The organism is Schaalia sp. JY-X159 (genome assembly GCF_014525425.1).
Taxonomy (GTDB): domain Bacteria; phylum Actinomycetota; class Actinomycetes; order Actinomycetales; family Actinomycetaceae; genus Scrofimicrobium.
Window position 1 is genome coordinate 374,138 of the sequence record NZ_JACEXI010000002.1, and the last position, 16,921, is coordinate 391,058.

Sequence of the window (16,921 nt, forward strand, 5' to 3'; positions counted from 1 at the left end):
ACTTTACCGGGTCGACTGGGCAGATGATCCTACTACACCGCGCAGCTTAATCCGTGTTGCAGTGACACCAGGTTGGAGCGGAAGACATCGACCAAATCCTTCGTTGGGTCCACCTGGGTTTCCAAGGTGTCTAGTGTTTCCTGGGGGATGCCGAGGGCGGATGCCAACTTGTCGGAGCCGGGTGCCGTGGTGGCGTCGGACTCGTGATCGTGGTCGTGATCGGCCTCGTTCTCATGATCGTGATCTTCGCCTTCGGCCTCGTGGTCGTGGTCGTGCGCCGCACCCGCTGGCTCCACAAACAGGGCTGTCACGCCACGGTCCTCGATCAGTTTGGAAATCTCCACCAGCCGGGCGGGCGACGGTTCCGCATCGGGATCGACGCCAAGGATGCCAACTTGTTCGAGGTCGTAGCGCTTGGCCAAATACCCGAAGGCCTCGTGGGTGGTGAGCAGGGTTTGCCCCCCGCAAGCCGCGAGGGCGGTGGAGTATTCCCCATCGATCTCGCTCATCGTTGCGTCCAGATCACTGGCGTTGGCTTCGAAGTATTCGGCATTCGCCGGGTCGAGGTCCGCAAGCGTTGCGGCTAGTTCATCACCAATCTCGGCTACTGCTAGCGGGTCGAGCCAGACGTGTGGGTCGCCGCTGATGATGTCGCCCTCGGGAATGGCAGAGAAGCCGTCAAGGCTTGTTACCCCGGTGCGTTGGATCGCTGTCTCAACCGCCGGTTGGAAGCCTTGGGAGAGGTAGAGTGCAACGGATGCGGAGGACAGTTGGTTGACCTGCGCGGGTGAGAGTTCCATGTCGTGGGCGTGTCCGCCACTGCTGGACAGGTCAACGATTTCAACCTTGTCGCCGCCGACGGTTTCAGCGATGAAGGCTAGCGGGTAGCTGCTGACCGCCACGACCGGCATTGCGGATGCTCCGCTCTGCACCGATCCCTTGACAACGGAACAGTCGTCGCCGCACGCGTCAGTGGTGTCATCTGCACCCGCTGAGCCTCCACCCGAGCATCCAGCCAGGGCTAGGGCCGATGCCGCGATCAACGCAGCGCTCGCAAGTAGTCGTCTCACAATGGTTCCTCCGGGATCGGTCGAATCTCTGAATAGGCTGAAGTGAACACTACCGCTAATGATAATCATTATCAAAAAGGGAGCCTGTGGAATCTGGGACTCATGGATGGCAGCCCAGACACCGGCACGAACCGCGCCTCAACATTCTCCCCATCTGCGGGGAAGGGATCCCCGTGACAAGGGTCCATCGCAGGTTGTCTGCCCTGCAAAACACCATTGACCCTTCTCATGTCCACAGATCATCTCGACGGCGTGTTTCCACGGATTGGCTTCGACGCGCTGGCGTAGCGCCGGTCAAACGGGCAGCCTTATCTCCAGTGACATCTGACCTGTAACCGTCAATAATGGAGGGATGCTAACGGTGCCCGTCGACACGATTCTGGAGTGGATCCCACTCTTCGCGCTTTTTGTCGCGATCTGGGGAGTCAACGCTGCAACCGCTCGCGGTTTAAGGACAGAAATCCGAGCAGTCCGGGAAGACCTGAGAACCCTGGAGACCGCTACCCGGACAGACATACAAGCCATCCGCACCGACATGCAAAACATGGAATCCGGTATACGCGCCGACATGAAGGCCATGGAAACCAACATCCGCGCCGACATGCAAAACATGGACACCCGCCTCACCGCAGAAATACGCGAGCTCCGTGAGTACACCACGGGTGCGGCTAACGCTGCGGCACGCCGGTCAGAAGCCCTCAGCGAGCGACTCGACGCCACCAACTTCAGAATCGACAATCTTGTAGATGAGGTGCGCCGCTCCTCAGTGGCTGCCAGCTAGCCCACTTCCACAGCGCTTGACCTTGCCGTAACGTCAACTTCTATCGTTGCCGTATCGACGCGAAGGGCAAGAAGTGGAACTCTCGATCCAAGAGGTTGCAAAGGCTACCGGCACCACCAGTCGCACCTTGCGCCACTACGATGACATCGGCTTGTTCGCGCCTTCACGCGTTGGTCACAACGGCTACCGCTACTACGACGACGCGTGCCTGGTCCGACTGCAGCGCATTCTGCTGTTGCGAGAGTTGGGGTTGGGGTTGCCGCAGATCGCCCTCGTCCTTGATCAAGAGACCAGCGAAACCACAGCGCTGACCGCTCACCTGAGCTGGCTCCGCCAGGAACAGGACCGCATCGCCCGCCAAATCGCGTCGGTGGAAGCAACAGTCAACGCACTACAAACAAGGAGCACTCTGATGGCCGACACAATGTTTGACGGTTTTGATCACACGAAGTACCGCGAGGAAGTTGAGGAACGCTGGGGCAAATCCGCATACGCGGACAGTGACAGCTGGTGGCGGGGGTTGGACGAGGGCGAACGGGGCGCGTGGCAGCGTCGCGTCACCGAGCTCTCAAAGGACTGGTCCGAGGCCGCCGAACGCGGCATTGACCCGGCCAGCATGGAAGCCCAGGACCTGGCCGCCCGCCATGTCGACTGGTTGCGCAGCGTGCCCGGCACCCCGGCCTCAACACCCGGTGGCGACTTGGGCGCCTACGTCCTCGGCCTTGCCGACATGTACGTGGCCGACCCCAGGTTTGCCGCCAACTACGCAACCAGCGAGGGCGGAAGCGTAGGTGCCGAGTTCGTCCGCAACGCACTACGCATCTATGTCGAGGCTGGCCTCTAGGCATCTAGGGGGCGCGCCAACTCGGTCTTCGGCATCCGTCCCGCCGCAATCGCTATCACCGCGAGCAGCGGCGGGACCACGCCCGCAATCACGAAGATCACCGGTATCGGCATCAACAACGACAGCGGACCGGCAATCGCAATCGACACCGGCATGAAGGCGATGGAGACAAAGAAGTCCAGGCTTGCCACCCTCCCAATCATTTCCATCGGTACCAGCCGTTGCAGCAGCGTTCCCCAAATGACAACGCCCGCACCGGTGGTGGCTCCGACAACGAAAAGCGCCACCAGCATCACCACGAAACTGTTACCGACGCCGATCGCAATCAGCGGCAGCGTCCCCCCACCCCAACAGGCCAGCATGAACGTTAGGTATCGGCGCGGCAGCCGAAGCGATGAAACAACCAGGGAACCAATCGCCCCACCTATGCCGTAGGAGGCAAGCAGGAACCCGAATGTCGCCTCGGGATCCGTAAACCGTTCGCGTGTCAGGAACGGTAGCAGAACTTCGATTGGTCCCTGGATGATGAGGGCCAGCGAGGCCCCAAACACCAGCGTCCACAACAACCACCGGGTGTTCAACACGTACTTCACGCCCTCGCGCAAGTCACCCCACGCACTGGTTGCGCCCTCGGGAGCGGACGGGACGCTCATTTCAGGGAGGCGACTAAGGAACAATGTGATCACAAATGTGATGGTGTACGAGGCCGCCACAATGACCGCACCGACCCCCGGGAAGAAGGCTCCGACGACGAGGCCGCCAACCGCGGGCCCCAGACCCTGACCGAGTGAAGGACGCAATGCGCCCTCCAACCCATTTGCTGCCAGCAACTGCTCGGCGGGGAGGATATGTGGAAGGTAGGCGCTGTATGCCGGGAAGAAGAACGCACTCCCGGCACCCATTGCAAACGAGGCGACAGCAACCTGCCATAGTTGGATCGTCCCTGTTAGTGAGAGAACTGCAATCACGGTCATTACCGCAGCAGTGCATCCCTGCACGGTGATGATAATCGTCCGTTTGGAATAGCGATCTGCGACAACTCCACCAAAGATGGAGAATACGAACAGGCCCAGGCTCATGCCTGTCGCAACGGCTGAGAGCGCGAGCGGACTGTCATCGAGGGCGAGCACTTGGAACACCATCACGATCGTCCACACCCCTGTACCGAATACTTCGATACCAACTGCTGCGAACAGCAGGCGATAGTCGCGCGTTGCCAGGGGTTGGAGCGAACGTGCGAGGTTGAGTTTCTTCTTGGTCATGTGTATTTCTCTCGTCTAAAAACGGCATGCAAAACGATGGCGACCCGAAAGAGTCAAAACGGCAGGCCCACGCACGCTCGGAGTAACTCAACGAGCAATGGGGCCCACGCCACCGTTAAAGGAAATACAAATGCATGGAAGGAAGGCTAACATCAGTTCCCGACTTCTAGGATGCTCCGAGGCATTTCTCCCACGACAGCACCGAGCCAATGTAGATTTGAAACGGCGTATTTCTACGGGAGGCGAAGATAGTCCATGTCCGATCACCCAACGTTAGTTTTCCTTCACGGTGTGGGGGACGGGAACCCGCAAGGCAACTGGAAACGGATACTCAGCGAGTCGCTGACACGTCTCGGCTACCCCACTCTTGATCAGGTCGAAGTCATCGCCCCGATCTACGCTCACGCACTCAAGGGCACTGATGACGAGGGGCCGGTTCCCCCTCTGACCATCCCCGATCTTCCCCGCGACAAGGGTGACCAACACCGCTGGGCTGTTGAGACTAGGACGTCCGCCCTCGAGCGAATTCTGAACGCAGGCAACAACCTTGGACAGGGGGTCCCAGGCGGCAACCAGGTTGTTGAGGCCGCCCTGTATGCTCCGATATTCAGCCAGGCCCGCAACTACCTTAAGGAACCTAAGATCCGCGCGGGGGTCCTGCAGAGGATCCTCAAGGCTATGCCCAAGCAGGGTGAGATCCTGCTTGTCGGTCACAGCCTGGGCTCCGTTATTGCTGCTGACCTGGTGCGGCGGCTTCCCCCCGAAGTTACCGTCACGGGCCTGGTCACGATCGGCAGCCCTCTGGCTAACGGCGAGTTCGATGTGGATAACCTTCGTCGCTACCTCGAGGCTCCGCCCTCGAACCTGCGGTGGTGGGTGAACATTTGGGATGCTCGGGACCCCGTGTCGGCATTCCGTGGCGTCTCTTCCCTTTTCCCGTGGATGCTCGACCGGCGGGTCAACACAGACCCCTTGAAGTTGCCCCACTACCTCCCGCGGTTCCTAGAGACTGACGAGGTCGCCCTACCGATTGGTCACGCCCTCTTCGGCTCCCTTTCCAAGGATCTGGTTCTCGCGTCTCGCGATCTCGAGATCGCCCCGACGTACGTGGAAACGTTGACGTTGCTGGCGCTTCGCTACGGTCATTTGGTTGCATCCAACCTGGACCCGAAGTTGCAGACTCGCTATCGCTCGGCGCTCGCCGAAACGCAGACGACTGTCATTGCGCAACTAACCGAGCAGGCACGGTTGGAAGGTCGCCCCCAGACGTCCGCCATCACCGAACTGGTGAACCACCCGAAGGACGAGGACGGCTGGGCAAGCTCCCCGCCCCACATCCGGCATCTATCCAAGATGAACGCCGCTAATCCGCTGGTGTCGGTGGCTTTAGCGAATGTTATTGCTCCCTTCCAGATCTCTGTTCCGAAGAGCGTTCAGCGTGACGCTTTCGAAGAGTTGACGATAGAGATGGGTTTGGGTCGACAGCTTGGTCTGGACCTGGTGGACTCACGCTTGGAAGCGGAGAAGGCGTTGGAGGACGGTGCACGCATCGTGTTCAAGTGGGCCGCACTTGGAGTCGGTGTGCTGGCGATTCTGACCACTGGCGGCATGGCTATAGCAGCTGCTCCGGCCGGACTTGCTGGAGCCGCAGCCATCACCGCGGGCCTTGCAGCGTTTGGTCCAGGCGGAATGGTTGGGGGCCTGCTGACGGCCGGCGCCCTGGTTGGTGTGAGTAGCGGCGGAATCGCGTCATCGCTGGCCAGCACCAGAGCGAGCGTTCACGATGTGGAGACCCTGCTGGTATCTAGGCTAACCGCAGCCATTTTGCGGCAGAAACAGAAGTTGGAGCAGGACCCCGACACCTGGCTGATCCTGGTTGACTCCGAGCGTGAGATCCGCCGTTCGCTCCAGCGTCTCTCCACCTTCTCAGACCGTAATGCGGCCGTCGTGAAGGATGCCAAGAAGAAGCTGGCCTCCGTCGAGAAGGCCGTTGAGTACCTTGCCAAACACGGTTTGGGACCCGCGCCGCTGCAGATCGAGGACGCAGACGCGGAGGAAGGCTAACGCGGCTTCTTTTCCAACCGCATCGACGCGAAGCACTATTCGAAGAACACGCAAGAAAACTACGACCATCACACAGTGCATTAAGGGAATCGCTACCAAATCTTCACCTACGTGAAGAACAGAGAGGTATCGGATCCCAGCCGCCAGATCGCCGGAATGCTGCTCCATGCACAGGCCGACCACGCCGTCCAACCGGATCGGAGAAACTCGCAACCGTTGCGAGAAGGCTCTCGAACTCCGCAGGAAGTTCATCCTCACGGTTGGATCGGGTGCGCCAGGCGCGGTACTTCTCCTGCGCCATTTCACCCATCATGGATAGCGCAGGTAGCATCGGTCTGAGCGTCACTCGGCGGTACTCAGCAACGGTCACCAAAGATGCGCGGAGCTCATCGGCCCCAACTGCGTGAAGACGGGTGATCGTATAGACATCTGCAAAATCTCGCCAGCGCGTGTTGGCCACACCACGATCGACTGCAGTAACTATTTTCTCAGCAAGCACCATCGTTAGTGGATATCCGAGCAGCACCACGGGCATGAACCCGAGATCCAGCACGCGTGGAAGCTCGATTAGTTGAGGCTCTGGCCAAATCGGGTCACCATCTAACCGCATAGCCTGAAAATCGATGTCCCTCGTTGGTCGCCGAGCGGCAAAGGCAGCGAGCAACACACCCCCTTTAAGAACGAAATCATCGCGATACTCAGATAGCGCAACGCGTGCTAGTAACCCTTCGAGCGCGTAGAGGACCATTAGCTCCTGCACGTCGCCGCCGCCCTGCCGGGCTAGTTTTCGTATTGCTATAGTCGCGTCGCCCGCCGGCGTGCCATGTTGTGGGCTTGGCGTCATAGGAGAACCTCCAACGCATGATGGATCGCTGGGCGGGCCTTCGGAAACGACTCGGCCATCGTGAGGAGGGAGCCGGGGCTGTTTCCACTGCCGCGCAGCCACTGCTTAAGCGCGTCGAGGGCGAGGTCACTACCCCACGTGTGACGTAACCTGAACAAGTCAATGAGTGTCCGCTCCGCCGAATAGAGGCCGATCGACATTCCGCCCGGCAGAGCGTACTGACCGCGGCCGATACTGAACGTGTCCACGTCAAAGCGATGCCAAGCAATCGGCGCATGATACACGGTCACGGGCTGTGCGCCTCGAGGGATAGCAACATCGCTGCGAGCAGGGATCTCATCTGTCAGATCGTGTAGCGAAAGCGCCGTCAGCAAACACAGTGTAGCCTCGGGCCTTCTAGTGGCGATTGCTATCCACGCCGCCGTCGTGTCGTCCGCGAGTCCATGCCGCAGAAATACTCCGGGAGCAACGCGTTCGAACTCGCCTGACTCGATCAGACGGTCAAGCCCATGCCGGGTGAGTCCCTGGGCCGACAAATCCTCGTAACCTAAGATGTCTGGTAGTGGCAAGACGCCCATCTTTAACCCCCTCTCAACGTATTCCATTACACATACAGTGTACCTGTACTGCTTTTCGCCGAATAGGCACCGGCGTGTCCTGCCGTCGTGAGCTCAACCATGTTGGACGTACGACTTATATGGGTTACGCCCGCATCGTCCCCTGCGTTGCTATTGCAATGGCAACTAGGTTTAGGCCTTTGATCTGTTCCGCCAACGAATCAGCATTTCTCAGATCGCCATGGACCTCACGAATCGGTGCTAGTTGGGCATCAGAGAACAGTCGCAGGTCGCTTTCGAGGACGGATGGTGTGCTCCGTGATGCGGTGACGTTGCCGATCGCCCAAGAACTTCGTCAAAAGAGTACCGATATTGGTACGCAATTGCCGGAAGAGGGGCGGTTCTGCATCGAGAATATGTCCTTGATGTCCTTGGGCTTGGCCAGTTCAATCCGCCGCAGGTGCATGTGGGCACACTGCATCGTGTGCGGTGCGAGCCGACAGGGACGGTCTGATATTTGGGTAGGCAGCAACCCACATTCCTTCGGCACAGCTCACGCGAATGCGGGACAATCGATACCGTGGGATCGCTAGCCTTCAAAGATGGGAGCGCACGGCCCCAAGCAGATCGAAAGGGAAATGGCGTGGCCGACCGTTTAGCGCTTCAAACAGCACTGGATGACTACAAACGGGACTTCGTCGACAAGACTTGGCCTGAAGAGAAGTACAAATGGCAGGCCGTCAAACATTTCCAGGACAATTGGCAGCTAAACGCTGAAGACTTCCCTGCGATGCTCAAGAGATCACTGGAGAAAACCGGCAATTTGCTTGCCTCTGCGGGTAGTTTCCCCCGATCAATGATTGAACGATTCTCACGCTCCGATCCTGAACGCGTTCGAGCAATGTTTGCCGCCCTGTTCGACGAATCAGTAGATCTGCATGAACGTATGGAAGCGTTCAAGGATGAGTCGACTTCGTTCTTGGAGCCTGATGACTCCCGCACGCACTTCCAAGATGAGAACACCATCAGCACGTACCTCTGGTTGAGGTATCCGGACAAGTACTACATCTACAAGTGGAGCGAATGCCGCGCAGTCTCGAACAAACTGGCGCTTGGCTATCGCTTCAAGAAGGGCGACTACGCCAACAACGTGCGCGACCACTTCACAATGTATGAAGTCATCTGCGCCGCTGCCCAAGCAGACCCAGAACTGCGGAATCTGCTGGATTCTCAACTAGCCGGCGACTGCTACCCGGACCCAGCCCTGAAGACGTTAACGATAGACATTGCCTTCTACATCAGCCGTAGCTCTGGCGAGACCACTGACACCAACACTGAGGCTGACACAGAAGTAGAGGAACCGAACTACTGGTGGCTAGTTGCCTCACCACATCAGAAGTTCAGATTCTCGAACCTTGACGTTGGGGGACTCGAAGGATGGTCGTTAGTCAACGAGAACGGACGAAAACGCAACATTTACCAGAACTTCTTGGATGCGAACGAGGGCGACCTGGTGGTCGGATACGAGTCCCACCCCGTCAAGCAGGTTGTGGCTCTTGGCCGCATAGGCGCCAAGCAAGACGGGGAGCACCTGTGGTTTGAGAAGACAGAGGGCCTTGTCACCCCCATCGACTACTCAACTATCAGTGGCACGCCGGAACTTGCAGGAATGCAATCCTTGGCTACCAACATGCGCGGAAGTCTCTTCAAACTCACCAAAGCTGAGTATGAAACCATCCTCGACCTCGTTCGTGAATCTAACCCCCTAGTCTCACCAAAACAGAATGACCCGTACACCAAAGAGGAGTTCTTGTCTGAGGTCTACATGTCCGAACCCGACTATGACCGCCTTGTGAACGTACTGCGCCGCAAGAAGAATCTGATACTCCAAGGGGCGCCGGGGGTAGGTAAGACTTTCGCAGCACAACGCCTAGCATGGTCCATCATGGGTCAACGGGACGCCGACCGTGTCGCGTTCATTCAGTTCCACCAAAACTACTCCTACGAAGATTTCATGATGGGGTACAAACCCACTGATCAAGGGTTTGAACTGAGGCGAGGGATCTTCTACGAGTTCTGCAAGAAGGCTGAGAACAACCCGAGCCTGGACTTCTTCTTCATCATTGACGAAATCAACCGAGGTAACTTGTCGAAGATCTTTGGTGAGTTACTCATGCTTATTGAGAGCGACTATCGCGGCAAGTCGGCAACGCTGGCATACAGCGGAGAAGCATTCTCGGTCCCCGCAAACGTTCACATCATCGGCATGATGAACACGGCCGACAGGTCCTTGGCCATGATCGACTATGCACTGAGGCGCAGGTTCAGTTTCGTCCCTATGACGCCCGGCTTTGATACAGAAGGGTTTCGGAGGTACCAGACAGGCCTAGATGACCAAATGCTCGACCAGCTAGTCGTAAGCGTGCAGACGTTAAACGCGGAGATCAGCAAGGACCCCTCACTTGGCAGTGGCTTCTGCATCGGTCACAGCTACTTCTGTGGTCAAGACGCGGCAACACCGGAGTGGATGAGGGCGGTTGTTGACTACGACCTTATGCCGATGCTGGAAGAGTACTGGTTCGACGACGACGTCAAGGTAGAACGTTGGCGGGACCTCCTCCGCGGGGTTGTCGAGGCGTGACGACCAAAGACAAGGTGTTCATCAAGAACGTCTACTACATGCTCGCTTACGCTTTCCAAAACCTGAACCCGGAGCAGTACGAGCAAGTGGAAACGGAAGAGTTTGACCACCTCCACGACTTGTTTGCTGCGATCCTAACCAAAGGGATTGCGCGCCAGCTGAAGCAAGGACTGTACCGCGAGTACATTCCTCATTTTGATGATCTGGCTGTGCTCCGCGGCAAGATCGACCTACCGCGAACCATGCAGCTCCACACAGGTGAGAGGCGTGAACTTGGATGCGAGTATGACGAAATGTCAGAGAACAACCTCCTGAACCAAGTCCTCAAGACCGTCTCACTAATGCTGGTCCGCCACGGTAAGGTCAAGCCTCACAACAAGGCCGCGCTGAAGAAGCTCCTTCTCTTCTTTACTGAAGTGGGCGCTATTGACCTGGCAGCCGTCCGATGGTCGGCGATTCGCTTTTCTCGCGCGACCCGCAGCTATCGGATGCTGATCAGCGTCTGTCAACTGGTAACCGAGGGGATGCTCCAAACTACGCAAAGCGGCGACCACAAGCTCATGTCCTATATCGATGACCAGGCGATGAGTCGCCTCTACGAGAAGTTCATCCTCGAATACTACAAACGACACTGGTCCCGCCTTCACCCCGAGGCAGCCCAGATTAGCTGGGCGTTGGATGAGGGCGAGCGAACCATGCTACCCGTGATGCAGAGTGACATCACGCTGTCAGATATTTCGAGGACGCTCATCATCGACGCGAAATACTATTCGAAAAACACGCAACGAAACTACGACCATCACACGGTGCATTCAGCGAATCTCTACCAAATCTTCACCTACGTGAAGAACAGAGAGGTGTCCGACCCGCATCGGCAGATCGCCGGAATGCTGCTCTATGCACAGACTGACCACGCCGTCCAACCGGACGCCAACTGGCGTATTCACGGCAACCAGATCTTGGTTCAGACCCTCGACCTCGAACAGGACTTCCCAGCCATCTCAAACCAATTCGACAAGATCGTCTGCAGCCACTTCAACTTGAACGAGGGCAAGCGAGTGGCGTAGGTGTGAGCACTCCGCCGGGGATAGGAGTGGCAATCCTAAAGGTCTTCAAGTAGTGCTGACTCGCTCGCATGATCCTCAAGGGCTTCAAAATTCAAGCCTCCGCACTCAATACCCAGCGTTGAACTATAGTTCTCTCCGCTCAGGCGAACGAGAATGTGAGCATCGTCCCCTTAATAGCCTAGCTATCCGATCTCCGCCTCTTGTCTAGGTGCGTCACATCAAACTCAGGCGAATGAACGGGTTCTTAAGACTGCGCCCTCTTCCGCAATCTTTCCTGTCGCGACTGCCATGTCGATTGCTCGATTGAGCCGCTCATCGAGAATCGCGCCATTTCGGGCCCAGCCAAAGAGCCTCGCAATTTGTGTTACAACCTCCTGACGAGGGGCACTTCCAACGTCATCAACTAGGTATTCCGCCGCAAGTGCGAACTCTCGGAGATCAACCTGCTCGGGCTTCCGAGAGTCACCGTGACACCTGACCTTCGACACAGGACGATTTGGCACGTCAACGAAATCTCCATTCCTCTGAAGTCCCGCAATCTCTATAGCCAGCTTGAGGTTCTTCTTCACCCTTTGTGAGACTCGCCCTACTTGCCACCACTCGCGGATGCGCTCGCTAATCACATCCATGTGAACTGGTCCTTCGACCTGCGCCAGCGTTACCATCGCATCAACCATATAGAGATGACTTCCTCTCTCTCCAGGCTCGACGTAGGACGCAAGGCGTACTGGCGACGCCTGTTCATACTCGGCCGTCCATGCGTATGCTTCTAGAGTCTGTGCTGGAGTAGTCTCGATCTCAGGTCGTGTCAGAGCAGTGGGAGTCGGCCTGCTCGTATTGTGCCTCCCTGAAACAGCTCTCTCGATCGCGACACGAAGACGTTGTTCCTCATTGGCTCTATCTCGATACCAGGCAGTGCCCCAAATCCTGTGTAGGGTCCACCCAAGACCCTCAAGCACCTGGTCGCGTAGTCGGTCCCGATCACGGGCTGCCGGAGATGAATGATACTGGTAACCATCACACTCCACTCCGAGCGCGAACATGCCCGGCTTCGCGGGATGACGAACTGCTAGGTCGATGCGGAATCCCGCTGCCCCAACTTGAGGTTCCACACTATAGCCCCACGACCTAATTGTGTGGATTACGGCCTCTTCGAATGGTGACTCTGGCATCAACCCCGTGACTGACGACTGCGTACCAAGAACTGAGATGCCACGCTTTGCGAAGTCGAGGTAGGCGCGTAACGCTTCCACGTTTTCATTTCGCGAAGGAGGAATATCGTGGGCATCCATCGACGAGACGACCTCAACACGCTGTCGGGCGCGGGTGACTCCGACATTCAGCCGCCTCCACCCCTTCTCCTTGTTCAGAACTCCGAAGTTTGTTGAAATCTTGCCTGCCTCGTCAGGACCGTAGCCAATTGAGAAAATTATGACGTCACGCTCGTCGCCCTGCACTGACTCCAGTGATCTGACGAAGAAACCGTCGAGTCGATCGCTTCTGTCGAAGTATCCGTCCAGGTCTCGGTGGAGTCCACGGAGCTCATCCACGGCCGCGATGACTGCAGAGGCCTGCGCCACTGAGAATGTAACGACTCCCAGTGATGAGTTCGGCCGTGTGCGATAGTGGTGGATCACCCTCTCAGCTACAACGCGCGCTTCTCTTGGGTTGTCGGCCCCGCCCCCGCGGCGATACAGACCCTCGGTTGAGAACAGCTCAATGCCAACATCGGCCCCGTCCTCCTGCGCGGAAGGGTACGTAACAAGTTTCCCTTCATAGAAGCGGTAGTTTGAGAATGCAATTAACGCTTCATGGCGTGAACGATAGTGCCAGCGGAGACCAAGATTCTGGAAAGCGCCTGCGGATTTTGCAAGCTCCAGAATCGACTGGAAGTCTTGTACGTCGGCATCAGTCTCAGTCTCGTCATCAGACTCTATGGCCCGTTCGAAGAACTGCGTGGGAGGAAGCTGCTTATCATCGCCAGCGAGGATAAATGAGTGTCCGCGGTAAATGCAATTGATCGAATCACCAGGGGTTACCTGCGACGCCTCATCGAAGATCACTACGTCAAATTTGATGTCCGGAGGGAGATACTGGGACACAGCTAGGGGGGACATCATGAACACCGGCTTGATCGCCTGGATGGCTGAACGGGAGCTTGAGATCAGGCTGCGCACAGGCATGTGCCGACGTTGCTTCATGCCTTCGCGGCGAATCAGCGCAGGCCCACCAAAAGAGGTATTCAGTGGGCGACGAGTGTTTGCAGCCCGAATGATGTCACCAGTTGCAGCGGCGGTCAGCTCAAGATCGAGTGTCTTGAACTCTTTGACCAACGCTTCCCTATCCGCAAACTTCAGAGGATGGAGCCTCTGGTCTTCTTGGATCTGGGCATCGGACCATGCCCTCAACAATGCGCGCTCCACCACCTTCGGAACCTCAGATGCCTGAAGTCGGTGCCGTATGCAGAATTCGACAGTTGAGTCTAGGTCTAGCTTTCGAAGTTCATCGCGCAGAAGCTTGTAATCAAACCACTCCTGTTGGCCGACAGTATCGTCACCCAGTTCCGCTAGGAGCTCGGACGCACCCTCGAAGGTGGCACAGTCGGCTAGGAGTTCGCTTCGCCGGCTTTCAGCAAAGGCTCCGAGGATAGAGTCTCGAGCTTCTTCCCACCGCGAGATTGCACGTGGGAGAGCCTCGATAGGTGTGGACTTCTTGAGTTCATCTACCTGCCGCTCTGAGAGGGTACCGCCTGGGGCGAGTTCTCGAACCTTGAGCACCCATGAAAGCGCAGTGTCCACCTCGGCGAGATCCGTGTCTACGCCTCGGAACAGACCTTGGAACTGTCTCGTGAGTCGCAGCCCCGCGGCCTCGAGCTCTCCCGCCGCCCTGTGAGCAGCTTCGCTCGCAAGTAGGATCGCCTCAGCCTCACTGAGTAGATGATTCCGTCCGTTGACTGCGTTGACCTCAGTTACAAGACTTAGCGCCTGCTCCATCGGTGCGAGGTGAGCCGAAATCCACATCAATGAGGTCTCAATTGGCTCCACCACTAGCTCAGGATGTCCACCACCATTCGGCGGCTGCGCTAGATACTGCCTCCATGCATGAAGCGCTTCTCTCGCCCCGACAGCTACCTCGTAATGCGCAGGTTCTGGGATCTCGGTAGTGAAGAATGCGACAGTCCTATCCGTCACATCGCTTGGAGCTAACGCTATGACCTCCTCCGCAGTCGCGAAGGAGCGTTCAAACGCGTCCCAGTCGGTTTTGCGGCCCTTCCATTGCCTACCAAGCGCACGTGACTGGACCAGACTTGCGGCCTCGAATTCTTGGCTAGCTTCGGACCATGAAACGGCATCAGAAAGGCGGGAGATTCCCAACTTCACCTGGTTGGCGTCTGACAACAATAGTGCGACCGACTGTTTGTCCCGCCGATAGTCCCCTGAGAGCTTCCGAATCCCTTTGTGGAGGTTGTCGAATCTGTCTCGGAGATCGCGCAGCGGAGCCGTCAAGGCCTCCGGTCGGAATATGCTTTGCACGCGCTCTTCGGCCGAGTCCAGCGCGATAGCTTTTAACCTCATTGTGGCAGCTGCGTCTTTGGCGGACTGCAATCCGCCCGCAGTAAGCCACGACGGTTCGACTATTGATCCTAAGTTTCGGAGCTCAACCAGGCGAATGACGCGGTCTGCCTCTGCCCATGTTGCGGGAGCAGGTAGACCCGATTCTCGCGCCAAACCGGTAAGCGAGTGCAACGCTCTAGAGACGCCGTCGGCGTGGTGTTGCAGGAATTCAATGGTTTCATGCAGGTGTGGTGAGGTGAGGGCTCTCATGTCGATTGGGCTGAGGACCCGCGGGGTCACCGGAATCTCAGGCGCATCCTTCGAGAATTCTGCATATGACATACCACTGAGCCGCACCACCTCGGCTGCTCGATCCTGCAAGTTTTCGACAAGTGCAACTAGCTGGAGTCGGTCGCTCTCAATGGTCACCCAATCATGCGATGACAGCCATTCTTCGTTGACAAATCGTGGCCTGTCGGAATGTTGTAGGTTGAGAACTAGAGCCAGATCCTGCGCTCGATCGAGACTATCAAGCTCGAAAGCTGAAGCAAGGCCGGCATTCAGGTCAAGCGTCCCCTTGAGTTCTTGCAGCGCACTGTTCGCGGTCCAGATCCGTGTCTCCAAGGAGCTCTCGTCCACAACGTCGCGCCAAAGAAACGACGCGCCCTGAGCTGCTGGGCGCCATGTTCGTTCGAGTCGACTCAAAGTATCATGGAGACTTGCCAACCCCGCTTGGTCGAGAGCAAGGGGTGGGCGATCCGGAACGGGAGCGGCCGCTACGTTGACGAGACCGGCGAGGATTCCGAGAACATCGTGCAACGAGAGTTGAAGAGGAGATCGGGTCTCGTTCATCGCCATGGCGTACGCGGTGAGCTTTCTGCGTCGATCTTCAAGCATTGCACGCGAAGGTGCGCTCATCCCAACGGGTGGCTGTGCCACGTTGTCGAGTGTCTTCATAAGCTCAGTGGCAACTTCGCGGCGGTTTGTCTTATGTGAGTGAAGCTCAAGCAAGTAGCTTCCGAGGCCAGCGTCTTGGAGGCGATTACGCACCACGTCGAGAGCGGCGATCTTCTCCGACACGAAGAGCACAGACTTACCAGCATGCATAAATGCACCGATCATGTTGGCGATCGTTTGGGATTTGCCCGTCCCAGGAGGTCCGTCCATTACGAAGCTGCGTCCTGCCAAAGCTGCGGCCACTGCAGCACGCTGAGATGAGTCTGCATCTAGGATCAACGGCGTCTTCTCAGGCGGAGCAACTTCGTCAATATCACCAGGGTTGATTGGATCAAACTGGAACACATCGGTCTGGCTGGTCGGGTCGGTGTTCGCGAGTGCCTGCACTACTGCGTGCTCGGCAATCATCTCTTCATTGTCAATCAGGTCTTTGTACATTGCCTCCTTCGAAAATGAGAAGGTTGCAAGGTGTGTCTCAGACAGGATTTCCCAGCCTGAGAAATCATCGGCCTTTGCAATGGCGTCCCGAAACACATCAAGAATTCCGGTGACACCGAGATCCTCCATGTCGTCTAGTGTCGGCCACTGAACGCCGAATTCAGAGAGGCGTAGTGGCAGTGCAGGATTGAGTACATGGTCAACCTCGGTAGCCTTCAATCTTGGTGTCGCTCTCGGTCCTTCCGGAACTAGTTCTACGGGAACAAGGTAAAGCGGGCTTGCCATATCGGAGCCATCCGTATCCTTCCACCGCAACATTCCAAACGAGACGTACAGTACCGAAAGCCCACGGTCGAGGAACTCTTCATTCGCCCTCCTCATAAGGGTACGTACCACGGGTCCGATCTCCTTGTGGGGCCTAGGCACGTGGAAAGCATTGCGGCGCGGTGCGGGTACGGATGTTAGTCCGTCACCTTCGTCAGATAGATCACCGTAGAAGTCCAGCATTTGCCCGGACCTCAGAAGAGCTAGGATCTCATCAGGGGCTGGTAGGTCGAATGTTAGTGAAGAAGTCTTCGGCGGCTTGAAACGGATAAGTCGACTGCGTCGATTCAGCCCAACGAGGCTCTCACGCCAGATTTTGAGCGCATCAAGAGTTGCTCCTTTGTCAGACACCTACTTACCTCAATTCCCGCGTCCGAACACTTCTGTTCCCAAGAGCGAAATGACGCGTCTACAAACACTCCACTTTACATTTAGTCCAGTGGCTCCTCAGCCTATTGAGCTCGCAAACCTTCCAGTGTCTCTAGCGTTCTGAGCCTGGACACCGCACACCACGAGAA

10 protein-coding genes are annotated in these 16,921 nt (G+C 57.2%); 5 read left to right on the top strand and 5 right to left on the bottom strand.

Going from position 1 to position 16,921, the window contains the following annotated elements:
* Positions 1 to 32 precede the first annotated feature (32 nt).
* The gene (locus IDL90_RS04655; protein WP_187994528.1) at positions 33 to 1,070 is read right to left on the bottom strand and encodes a metal ABC transporter substrate-binding protein; all 1,038 of its coding nucleotides are present in this window, start codon (positions 1,068 to 1,070) and stop codon (positions 33 to 35) included.
* Positions 1,071 to 1,422: 352 nt separating this feature from the next.
* Here IDL90_RS04655 and IDL90_RS04660 point away from each other — a divergent pair, with 352 nt between their 5' ends.
* Complete coding sequence (locus IDL90_RS04660; RefSeq protein WP_187994529.1) at positions 1,423 to 1,851, top strand: hypothetical protein; 429 nt, start codon at positions 1,423 to 1,425, stop codon at positions 1,849 to 1,851.
* A 73-nt stretch (positions 1,852 to 1,924) separates the two neighbouring features.
* Positions 1,925 to 2,695, top strand: coding sequence for a MerR family transcriptional regulator (locus IDL90_RS04665; RefSeq protein ID WP_187994530.1), 771 nt, complete (start codon positions 1,925 to 1,927; stop codon positions 2,693 to 2,695).
* Here IDL90_RS04665 and IDL90_RS04670 read toward each other — a convergent pair.
* Positions 2,692 to 3,957, bottom strand: a complete 1,266-nt coding sequence (locus IDL90_RS04670) for an MFS transporter (RefSeq protein WP_187994531.1) — start codon at positions 3,955 to 3,957, stop codon at positions 2,692 to 2,694. The two genes, IDL90_RS04665 and IDL90_RS04670, sit on opposite strands and share 4 nt — an antisense overlap.
* A gap of 255 nt (positions 3,958 to 4,212) precedes the next feature.
* Between IDL90_RS04670 and IDL90_RS04675 the strand changes: the two genes are divergently transcribed.
* Positions 4,213 to 6,021 carry a hypothetical protein gene (locus tag IDL90_RS04675; protein ID WP_187994532.1) on the top strand — a complete coding sequence of 603 codons (1,809 nt, stop codon included), beginning with the start codon at positions 4,213 to 4,215 and terminating at the stop codon, positions 6,019 to 6,021.
* A 103-nt stretch (positions 6,022 to 6,124) separates the two neighbouring features.
* Here the strand turns inward: IDL90_RS04675 and IDL90_RS04680 are convergent, their stop codons facing one another.
* The gene (locus IDL90_RS04680) at positions 6,125 to 6,865 is read right to left on the bottom strand and encodes a nucleotidyl transferase AbiEii/AbiGii toxin family protein (protein WP_187994533.1); all 741 of its coding nucleotides are present in this window, start codon (positions 6,863 to 6,865) and stop codon (positions 6,125 to 6,127) included.
* The gene (locus tag IDL90_RS04685; protein ID WP_223175179.1) at positions 6,862 to 7,470 is read right to left on the bottom strand and encodes a type IV toxin-antitoxin system AbiEi family antitoxin domain-containing protein; all 609 of its coding nucleotides are present in this window, start codon (positions 7,468 to 7,470) and stop codon (positions 6,862 to 6,864) included. The genes IDL90_RS04680 and IDL90_RS04685 overlap by 4 nt, the downstream gene beginning before the upstream one ends.
* Positions 7,471 to 8,065: 595 nt before the next feature.
* Here IDL90_RS04685 and IDL90_RS11460 point away from each other — a divergent pair.
* A complete protein-coding gene (locus IDL90_RS11460) occupies positions 8,066 to 10,063 on the top strand; it encodes an AAA family ATPase (RefSeq protein WP_187994534.1) in 1,998 nt (665 codons plus the stop codon).
* Positions 10,060 to 11,130: a 5-methylcytosine-specific restriction endonuclease system specificity protein McrC gene (gene mcrC, locus IDL90_RS04695; protein WP_187994535.1), complete on the top strand. Its 1,071-nt coding sequence runs from the start codon at positions 10,060 to 10,062 to the stop codon at positions 11,128 to 11,130. The genes IDL90_RS11460 and mcrC overlap by 4 nt, the downstream gene beginning before the upstream one ends.
* A gap of 224 nt (positions 11,131 to 11,354) precedes the next feature.
* Here the strand turns inward: mcrC and IDL90_RS04700 are convergent, their stop codons facing one another.
* Positions 11,355 to 16,754 carry a DUF4011 domain-containing protein gene (locus tag IDL90_RS04700; protein ID WP_187994536.1) on the bottom strand — a complete coding sequence of 1,800 codons (5,400 nt, stop codon included), beginning with the start codon at positions 16,752 to 16,754 and terminating at the stop codon, positions 11,355 to 11,357.
* Positions 16,755 to 16,921: the final 167 nt, after the last annotated feature.

Bases quoted from the DNA above. Each gene is read 5' to 3' on its own strand.
- IDL90_RS04660 (WP_187994529.1), top strand. From the start codon at position 1,423: ATGCTAACGGTGCCCGTCGACACGATTCTGGAGTGGATCCCACTCTTC.
- IDL90_RS04670 (WP_187994531.1), bottom strand. From the start codon at position 3,957: ATGACCAAGAAGAAACTCAACCTCGCACGTTCGCTCCAACCCCTGGCA.
- IDL90_RS04675 (WP_187994532.1), top strand. From the start codon at position 4,213: ATGTCCGATCACCCAACGTTAGTTTTCCTTCACGGTGTGGGGGACGGG.
- IDL90_RS04680 (WP_187994533.1), bottom strand. From the start codon at position 6,865: ATGACGCCAAGCCCACAACATGGCACGCCGGCGGGCGACGCGACTATA.
- IDL90_RS04685 (WP_223175179.1), bottom strand. From the start codon at position 7,470: ATGGAATACGTTGAGAGGGGGTTAAAGATGGGCGTCTTGCCACTACCA.